The organism is Bifidobacterium goeldii (assembly GCF_003951095.1).
GTDB lineage: Bacteria > Actinomycetota > Actinomycetes > Actinomycetales > Bifidobacteriaceae > Bifidobacterium > Bifidobacterium goeldii.
Window position 1 is genome coordinate 1 of the sequence record NZ_QXGL01000016.1, and the last position, 9,427, is coordinate 9,427.

Consider the following 9,427-nt stretch of genomic DNA (forward strand, 5'->3'; position numbering starts at 1 on the left):
CGCCGATCGGCATCGCCGCTTTGGTGCTGGCCTCCGTTGCTGGCACTGCTCTGGTGCTTCGCCGCTACTGTACAGCGGAACGGGTCTGATATACGGGCTGAAATGGACGTTTCCAGCGATTCGCAGTGTCGAATGGACGTTTTGAAGCTTCGAAGCGTCCTATTTCGTACTGCGAATCGCTGGAAACGTCCATTTCAGCCCGTATATCAGACCCGTTCCGCTGTACAGTAGCGGCGAAGCACCAGAGCAGTGCCAGCAACGGAGGCCAGCACCAAAGCGGCGATGCCGATCGGCGCCACGCTGGAACCGGTGACAGCCAGAGACTTCTTAGTGATAGGCTTCTTCGTACCGGCGACCAGGTCCGTGTTCGGTTGAGTAGGCTGTGGGTTCTGCTGGCTGGCTGGAACCGTGAACGAATCCCACACCAGCGGCAGAGTTGCGTCATACGGCTTGAACACGATGCGGTGCTTACCCGCGGCAAGGCTCGTCGGCAGCGTCACCTCAAGCGTGCCCTGATCAGACACGGTCGCATCCACAGCCAAGACGGTAGGCGTGGAGTAGACATACACGTCACCCTGCTTGCCTGCATATTCGGCCGGGAGCTGCAAGGTCAGCGTCTCTCCGGGCTTCGCGGTAGACGGCTTGACTAAATCAGTGTCCTGCGTATCAGTGGTCAGATCCTTGTCTGCGTCCGGAGCCGTGGCCTTCACCGTCACCACGCGCGTGGCGGTCGCCGTATTGCCGGCATTGTCGGACACCGTGTAAGTCAAGGAAACCTTGCCGAGCTTTGTGGTGTCCACTGCGGATGGGGAGACTGTGATGGAAGAGGTCACGTCACCATCAACTGCATCCTCTGCAGAAACACCAGACAACGGATCAAAAGCAGCACCCTGATAAACCGTCACATCCGAAACACCCGAGAACACCGGAGCGGTTGTATCCGGAACAGTCGTATCCGGAACAGTCGTATCAGGCACGGCTTTCACCGTCACCACACGGGTCGCGGTCGCCGTATTGCCGGCCTTATCTTTGACCGTGTAAGTCAGTGTGGTCTCGCCAAGCTTGGAGGTGTCAACAGCGGACGGAGCGACCGTGATGTTCTGAGTCACATCACCATCAACCGCGTCTTTTGCAGAAACACCAGACAACGGATCAAAAGTGGCACCCTGATAAACCGTCACATCCGAAACACCCGAGAACACCGGAGCTTCGGTATCTGGAGCGGGAGCCTCACTACGATCCAGCTCGACAGAACCAATCTGAACCGGCGCAACTTCGTTATTGTAAGGATAGGCGTACACGTTGAGATACTTAATCTTGGAATTCGCGTAAGCAGCATCCAACAACTTATTGAGTTTGTCAGGGTTAGCACCATAACCTAGCGAATACGGCTCAGATGCTCCACCATTGTCGGTATACAGCAACGTGTCATAGAGCACTTTCCAACCATCACCTTGAAAAGCGCTGCCATCATAATTGAGGCACTGATCTTCCCATCGACCAGCAGTTTTCCAGTTCGACTGACACGCACTCACGTATACTGCGCCGCGAAATCTTCCGTTCCACCCGTTCGTAGTGAACGTGAGATTCTTGACTTCATCACGCCGAACCTTGGGCTGAGAAGGATTAAAAATGCCTTTCTCGTAGAAGTCATAATAATCCTTAAACGTATCGGACTGAGCATACAGCTTGCCACCCTGCGGATACTTCAGCTTGCCGTTGGCAAGCTTCGGAGCTTTGTCAACGGTAACACCATTGAGAACACCTGCCGGATTGTTTCGGTGACCAGTAAAAATGTACCAATCCCCTGTACCGTCAGCTTTGGTATTCCAACCGTAGAAATAAGAGTAAAGCGGATCTAGCGTATTAACATTAGTAGGGTCATCATCCGACAGATCCGGCACCCAGCCATCTGCATCAAGCCTGCCTTTGATGACTTTATCGGCACCAGAGACACTTATCCCATTGAAGTCCAGTGTCACATCACCATCGGCGTTGTTAGCAGCATTGGCAGTGGCGGTGGTCACCATGCCAGTCAGCAGCATCGTCAGGGCAGCGAGCACACCCGCCAAGTGAAGCCATAAACCGCTCACCACATTGTTGCGATTGCTCATCACATTCTCAATTCTCTCGACCCATTCGTCTACGAACCAACTCGACGACTTGAGAATCAAGGCTACTTAGGGGGGGGACGGCTATTTGAACATTTTCTGCTTATCTGTTGGACGCATCTCTCATCAATGCAAATATGCAAAAACCGCACTGGCGCTATAAAGTGCACAGTGCGGTTTTATAAAGTCTGCTAGGAGTCTAGCAAATCGCTCAGGCGGCGATGACGTCAACGACCTTGCGGTCACGACGAACACCGAACTTCACGCTGCCGTCCTTGAGGGCGAACAGAGTGTGATCCTTGCCGATGCCGACGTTCTCGCCCGGGTGGAAGTTGGTGCCACGCTGACGCACGATGATGTTGCCGGCCACGACGGCTTCGCCGCCGAACTTCTTGACGCCGAGGTACTGAGGCTTCGAATCGCGACCGTTACGCGAGCTGGAAGCACCCTTCTTATGTGCCATGATTCAGATCCTTCCTGTTACTCAGGCGATCGCCGTGATCTTGACGGCGGTCAACGGCTGACGATGGCCCTTACGACGAGCCACGCCGGTCTTGTTCTTGTACTTCATGATGTTGATCTTCGGGCCCTTAGCCTCATCGTCAACAACCTCGCCCTTGGCGGAGATCGCCGCGAGATCCTTGGCGGCCAAGGTCACCTTGGAACCGTCCACAACGAGCGCGACCGGGAATTCAACGGTCTCGCCCTTCTTAGCCTCGAGACGGTTGACGAGAATCACGTCACCGACCTCGACCTTCTCCTGATGGCCACCGGCCTTCACAATCGCGTACATGCTTCGTTCCTTGCTATGGTGTTATAAAGCTTCTTGCCTGACACACTCGCCCGCGGTCAGACACCGACTATCTAACGTACACCGACCCGTGTACTAACGCAAGTCGAATTCCCGGCGTGTCAATCGCGACACGCCGAAACATCGACCGTTGATCGAGTTACTCCTTATCGTCCGCGTTATTCGCCGCCACCGCAGCCGCAGCGATTTGCGCGAGCTTAGCCTTCACATCCGCACTAGAGCCCTGCGGCACCTGCACATCCGTGCCGCGACCATGCTTATTGGTCTTCACGAACGGATCGCCGCCCTTGAGCGCATACGGATCATCATAATCCGCGCTTACGGTTGGCTCATCATGCAGGATAAATCCGCGGCCACGGCAGGTCGGGCACTCTTCAGAGAAGGCTTCCACCAAGCCCTGGCCAATGCGCTTACGCGTCATCTGCACCAAGCCTAGCGACGTGACTTCCGCCACCTGATGCTTCGTACGATCGCGCGCCAAGCACTCCACCAAGCGGCGCAGCACCAGATCACGGTTCGCAGGCATGACCATGTCCACAAAGTCGATCATCACCATGCCGCCAATATCGCGCAGTCGCAGCTGACGAGCGATCTCTTCAGCAGCTTCGAGGTTGCAGCGCGTCACCGTTTCCTCAAGGCTCTTACCGCGGCCGATAAAGCGACCTGTGTTCACGTCGATCGTCGTCATTGCTTCCGTACGATCGATCACAATCGAGCCGCCGGAAGGCAAGTAGACTTGGCGTTCCATGCCCTTGCGCAGCTGCGAATCAATCTGCCACTTGTCGAACACGTCTTTGCCCTGATGCTCTTCAGGGTTCCAACGAACCAGCTTCTCCTTGAGGTCAGGAGCCATCGTATCGAGATACTCTTCGATACGGTCGTACACCTTGTCACCTTCAACAATCAGCTGGTTGAAGTCGTCGTTGAAAATGTCACGCACCACGCGGATAGCCACGTCAGGCTCACCCTGCAGCAGCTTGGGGCGCTTGCCATGCCAGAACTCTTCACGCTTGGAACTAATGCGCTCCCACTGGCGAGTCAAGCTCTCCAAATCCTTAACAATTGCCTCTTCGCTTGCACCTTCCGCAGCGGTACGAATAATCACACCCATATCCTTCGGGGCGATCTTCGAAACAATGTTCTTCAGACGGCTACGTTCGCGCTCGCTCAGCTTGCGGCTGACACCAGTCATGCCACCGGACGGCACCAGCACGAGGAAGCGGCCTGCCAGCGTAACCTGGCTGGTCAAACGCGCACCCTTATGGCCGATCGGGTCCTTAGTGACCTGCACGAGCACCGGGTCGCCAGACTTGAACGCGAGCTCAATACGCCGCGGCTGGCCTTCGAGACGCGTTGCATCCCAGTTGACTTCGCCGGCATACAGCACACCGTTACGCGACTGGCCAATATCCACGAAGGCAGCTTCCATGCTCGGCAGCACGTTTTGCACGCGGCCAAGATAAATGTTGCCAACTGTGGCGACTTCCTGAATATCGGAAACGTAATGTTCGACAAGAATATTGTCTTCGATTACGGAAATCTGCGTGTGGTGGCCACGTTCGCGCACCACCATCAGACGGTCCACGTTTTCGCGGCGTGCCAAGAAATCCTGCTCAGTGAGCTGGCTTTGACGACTGCGCTCACGACGATTATCGCGGCGGCGCTGCTTCTTCGCTTCGAGACGAGTGGAGCCTTCAACATCAGTGATTTCGTCGATGTACTGCTGCTTGCGAGAGCGGCGAATCATCGGCTCTTCTTCAGCTGGCTCCTCGCCGGAACGCGAACGGCGGCGACGACGGCGACGAGTTACTGTCGACTCTTCGTCATCATCATCGCGCGAACGGCGACGCGGAGATTCAGTCGGCTCATCGGCTACTTCAGACTCGTCAGATGAACGATCGTCGCGATCGTCACGCGGCTCCTCAGCACGATTCGCGCGCGAACGGCGGCGACGGCGGCGACCCGTGCTTTCCGCGGGAGCTTCCTCTTCGTCGATTGGCGCGTAGGAAATATCATCCAGCTCGAGGTCTTCTTCGATCTGCTCAACCTCGGCTGCAGCACGACGCTCCTGCGCGTTCAGGCGACGGTTGCGGCGCGAAGAAGAGCGGCTAGTCTCTTCCCCACTGTCTGTGGTGTCGCGAGTGTCCCGGCGATCATCAGCGCGATCGGCAGCGTCTGAACTGTCAGCGGCACGATCAGCACGATCGCGGGTATCACTGCGGTCAGCATTGCGATCGTTATCAGCAGCTCGGTTCGCGCGGCCAGAGCGGTTGCGACGGCCACGTTCGAGGCGCTCATCCTGATCACGCGTCTCACGATCAGCGCGAACATCATTGATATCGCGAGCATCGCTCGCATCGCTATCATCAAACGTATCGAGATCGTCATCCTCAATGCGTTCGATATGCGCAACCGCAGTGCTGCGGCGGCGAGAACGACGGTCGCTACGCGACTCACGTGTATCGCGAATACGACGATCCAAATCCTCGTATTCATCATCGCTGGTTTCACGATCATCATGCGCAGCACGCCCCAACAACGGCAACACAGGCTCCTGGAAAAGCACCGAGGTCATCGGGCGCGCGCGATGCTCAGTCGCCGGCAAAGACTCAATCGCGTCAAATGCGCGAGTTAGGTCCGGAGCATCAGCGGAATCCGAACGACGAGCACGATCTGCAGTATCACTGTCAGTATCTGCAGCATCAATGCGCGAACGGCGACGGGAACGACGAGGAGTTTCAACCGACTCATCATCCATCGACACCGCGCGACGGCGGGAACGAATGCGACGAGACGGTTCGCGCACTGCATTATCGTCATCTGCAGCCGGCGCAGCGCTCGATTCAGCAGGTTCAGACACGCGATCAGACTGCGCGCGACGCTCACGCGCTGCAGCCTCATCAGCTTCAACAGCAGCGATCACCTCGCGTACATTCGGCTCTTCAAACAGCGGCGCAGAATGATCTTCAACTTTCAACTGCAATGCAGCGCCGGCAGCACCCGCACCGCGCACCACACGACGGCCGCCACGGCGGCGTCGAGGTGCCGGAGTTGACGCAGATGAAGCCCCCTGCGCAGCACGCGGCTGAGCCGAATCATCGGCATTATTCGAATTATTGGCATTATGCTGTGCGGTTCCGGAAATGCCGGAACCGTTATCGTTTACACTAGGCACGATACTCCCCGCGATGCGCTGCATCGCATCGCACGCTCAGGCCCCGCGCGATTGTCACACCGCGCTCTCACCGCGGCCGCGCATCAATTGCGCTCGTTTAGGGCAACTCCGTCAAAAGTCTGTGTGCGTGGTGAGGCGGACACCGGCGCTCGCGCTGTAGTGCGCGCGAGGGGATCAACGCCATTCACGCTCCGGCAGTTTGCAGAACCGCCGTCTTTAAGTATGACACAAAATTTACGTCAGCGTGAACAGCGGCGGAATCACCCCGCGTCGCACGAAGTGTTGAGCAGTACAACCGTACGCAGCAGCATTGGGGCACAGTACCGGCTTACAGTATCGTTACGCGTGCTTCGTTACGTGCTTCATTACGTGCTTAATTTGCGCTTGTCGAAAGCCAATCTTCAAGAATGTCAGCCATGAGCGTGAGCTCACTTTCCGCAAGCTGCTCATCATGCTTGTGAGCAAGCAGCGGACTGCCAGCACCCAAGTTCACTGCAGGAATGCCAAGAATTGCAAAACGCGCCACGTCAGTCCAACCCAGTTTGGCGAGCGGGTCACGCCCCGTGCGCGCCTTAACAAGTTGTGCCAGCGAGCGCGCCATCGGCGAATCCATACCCGGTCGCGCACTTGGCGACTCATCCTTCATTTCAATACCGAAACCTTCGAACACGCCACCGGTCGCAACGCCTTCACCACCGCCCAGTTCAATGCCCGCATCAGCACCCATCATCAGTGCTTTCGCTTGTGGCAGTGTCTTGTCAGGCGCAAAACGATAGTTCACATGCACGCGGCATTCATCAGGGATCACGTTCGTGCCCTTACCGCCAGCAATCAGCGTTGCATTCAAACCTTCGCGGTAGTCGAGACCATCCACAGTGATGGTTTGCGGTTCGTACGCGTTGAGACGATTGAGAATCTCCGCAGCCTTGTGGATCGCATTCTCTCCCATCCACGCGCGCGCCGAATGCGCGGCAACACCGTGCGTGATCACGTCGAAGCGCATCGTACCGTTGCAACCGCCTTCAATACCGCAGTCGGTTGGCTCGCCGATAATCGCAAAATCGCCAGTAATCCAATCCGGATGGCTCTCCACCACCTTGCGCAGTCCGTTCTTTTCCGCGGCAACTTCCTCATGATCGTAGAACACGTACGTCAAGTCGTATTGCGGGTTGGTAAGCGTGGCCGCCAAATACAGAAAAACGGCGTCAGAGGCTTTCATATCAGTAGCGCCACGCCCCCACATCACGCGCTCGCCCGGGTGAGCGGCAGCTACATCCTCGCGAATCAGCGGGTCGCCGGGCTTAAGCCAGCGCGGCGGGAAGTTGTCGATAATCGGCACAGTATCAATATGCCCCGCGAGTACTACGCGATGTTCGCGACCAAAATTCGTGGAGGCAACCACTGTGTCACCGTGGCGGCGAACGGTCAAATGTGACTGAGCGCTCAGGAACGCTTCGACCGCATCGGCCAGCGGCCCTTCCTCATCGCTTACCGAACGCGTATTCATCACCTGTTCCAGCAGGGTTGCGAGCGCTTGTTCGCGCGTCTCGTCAGCAGTGAATCCCAGTTGGCTCGTAGCGGTTGCCGTCACATCATTCGTCATGCGCTTCATCGTAATGGGCAAGCTGGGCGCACCGTGAGCTGCGAACGTATTTATGAGACGATCTTCAGCACTCCGACTGTTTCAAGGCAGTATGTAAGGGCAGTATGTATGGCAGTATGGGGGATGTTCGAGCGGGAAAGAGGGTTTTGATATGCCGGGTTTGTTGAGCGCAATGGAAGGCTTCTGCGTCATCGGCATTGTGATTGGTACCGGTTATGTTGCAGCGCGTATGCGTATTGGCGGCCCGAGCGCGCAAATGGTGCTCAATCGGTTTAGTTTCTTCGTTTCTAGCCCATGCTTGATGTTCGCGATTTTGTCGAAGGAACCGATTTTTGAGATTTTTCATTCGTCGATTATTGTCGCGTTCCTCTCCGCAATGCTGATAGGCGTACTGTTTTTGGTTCTTAACCGGATGTTCTTCCATCTGGGCGCGGCTGACGCGACGATCGGCGCATTGAACTCACTGTATTTGAATTCGAATAATATTGGCCTGCCTATTGCCACGTACATTCTTGGCAACGGAGCGCTGGTGGCACCGATTCTGGTGATGCAGCAGGCACTGTTTACGCCGATTGGTTTGACGGTGCTTGATGTGACGACTAAGGGTAAGGTCTCGCTGAAAGCGATTCTCAAGCAGCCGCTGCATCAACCTCTGTTGATTGGTTCGTTGGGCGGTATTGCTGTTTCCGCGCTGTCGGCAAAGCTTGGTTGGTTCCCGGTACCGAACTTCATTTTTGACCCGATTAACATGATCGGCGAATCTGCAGTGCCGATGATTTTGATGGCGTTTGGCATGTCGCTGCATGGCACAAAGCCACTGCAGCAGAAGGGCGATATTCCAGCGATTTTCACGGTGGCTGTGCTGAAGAATATTGTGATGCCGATTATCGCGTTCCTGCTTGCGTACTTCTTAATGGGCTTCCGTGGCCCGACTTTGTACGCGTGCGTGGTACTTGCCGCACTCCCCACTGGTCAGAACGTGTACAACTATGCGGCTCGCTACAACGTGGGTCTCACGTTTGCGCGCGATGGCATTCTTATGTCAACTATGACCAGCCCGATTTTTATTGCGATCATCGCCGCACTGTTGAGCTAAGCTGAGCTGGCCCGGCCGGCGGGGTGGTCGGGTTGGGTTGGGGTATGTGATGTTCGACACGCTCGAGGCCGCTCGGCCAAGGGTACGGTCGAACAACACATACCCCAACCCAACCCTCCAACAACAACCATTCAAACAATCACAAAACAATAAAGCCCATAGCCTCCATGGAGAAGACTATGGGCTTTATACCGTTATGCGTTACAAACGGATAATGGTTACTCCTTGACGGCGCCAGCGGCCAGGCCGGACTGCCAGTACTTCTGCAAGCACAAGAACGCAATCACCAACGGAATAATCGTAATCAAGCTGCCCGTAATCACCAGGTTCTGGATAGCCTGACCACCAGCAGTAGACGCTTGATCCTTCCACTGGTTCAAACCAATCGTCAACGGATACCAGTCAGCATCCTTCAACATAATCAACGGCAGGAAGTAATTATTCCACGTCGCCACAATCGTAAACAGTGCAGTCGTGACAATACCCGGAGCCAACAATGGCAGGCTAATCTGCCAGAACGTACGAAACTCCGAAGCACCATCCACGCGAGCAGCCTCCAACAATTCCTGCGGCACCGCCTGCTCCGAAAAAATCCACATAAGGTAAAGGCCAAACGGGGAGATGAGGCTCG

Annotated in this window: 7 protein-coding genes; 1 reads left to right on the forward strand and 6 read right to left on the reverse strand. The window is 56.0% G+C overall.

Annotated elements, in window-relative coordinates:
- Positions 1-206 precede the first annotated feature (206 nt).
- From D2E25_RS10320 to dapE, 5 genes are all read right to left on the reverse strand, one after another.
- Entirely contained in the window at positions 207-2,114 is a 1,908-nt protein-coding gene (locus D2E25_RS10320) for an immunoglobulin-like domain-containing protein (RefSeq protein ID WP_125982540.1), read from the reverse strand.
- A 208-nt stretch (positions 2,115-2,322) separates the two neighbouring features.
- Positions 2,323-2,574, reverse strand: a complete 252-nt coding sequence (gene rpmA / locus D2E25_RS10325) for a 50S ribosomal protein L27 (protein WP_125982542.1) — start codon at positions 2,572-2,574, stop codon at positions 2,323-2,325.
- A 21-nt stretch (positions 2,575-2,595) separates the two neighbouring features.
- On the reverse strand, positions 2,596-2,904 hold the full coding sequence (gene rplU, locus D2E25_RS10330; protein WP_125982544.1) for a 50S ribosomal protein L21: 309 nt from the start codon (positions 2,902-2,904) through the stop codon (positions 2,596-2,598).
- A 157-nt stretch (positions 2,905-3,061) separates the two neighbouring features.
- Complete coding sequence (locus tag D2E25_RS10335) at positions 3,062-6,121, reverse strand: Rne/Rng family ribonuclease (RefSeq protein ID WP_125982546.1); 3,060 nt, start codon at positions 6,119-6,121, stop codon at positions 3,062-3,064.
- A 349-nt stretch (positions 6,122-6,470) separates the two neighbouring features.
- Positions 6,471-7,700, reverse strand: coding sequence for a succinyl-diaminopimelate desuccinylase (gene dapE / locus D2E25_RS10340; RefSeq protein ID WP_241217178.1), 1,230 nt, complete (start codon positions 7,698-7,700; stop codon positions 6,471-6,473).
- 151 nt (positions 7,701-7,851) lie between these two features.
- On the opposite strand from dapE, the gene D2E25_RS10345 reads away from it, so the two are divergent.
- Entirely contained in the window at positions 7,852-8,796 is a 945-nt protein-coding gene (locus tag D2E25_RS10345; protein WP_125982548.1) for an AEC family transporter, read from the forward strand.
- Between the two features lie 218 nt (positions 8,797-9,014).
- Here the strand turns inward: D2E25_RS10345 and D2E25_RS10350 are convergent.
- A partial coding sequence (locus D2E25_RS10350) for a carbohydrate ABC transporter permease (RefSeq protein ID WP_164514816.1) occupies positions 9,015-9,427 on the reverse strand: 413 nt, incomplete at its 5' end.

Coding starts and splice junctions, on each gene's coding strand:
- D2E25_RS10320 (WP_125982540.1), bottom strand. CDS start 2,114: ATGAGCAATCGCAACAATGTGGTGAGCGGTTTATGGCTTCACTTGGCG.
- rpmA (WP_125982542.1), bottom strand. CDS start 2,574: ATGGCACATAAGAAGGGTGCTTCCAGCTCGCGTAACGGTCGCGATTCG.
- rplU (WP_125982544.1), bottom strand. CDS start 2,904: ATGTACGCGATTGTGAAGGCCGGTGGCCATCAGGAGAAGGTCGAGGTC.
- D2E25_RS10335 (WP_125982546.1), bottom strand. CDS start 6,121: ATGCAGCGCATCGCGGGGAGTATCGTGCCTAGTGTAAACGATAACGGT.
- dapE (WP_241217178.1), bottom strand. CDS start 7,700: ATGACGAATGATGTGACGGCAACCGCTACGAGCCAACTGGGATTCACT.
- D2E25_RS10345 (WP_125982548.1), top strand. CDS start 7,852: ATGCCGGGTTTGTTGAGCGCAATGGAAGGCTTCTGCGTCATCGGCATT.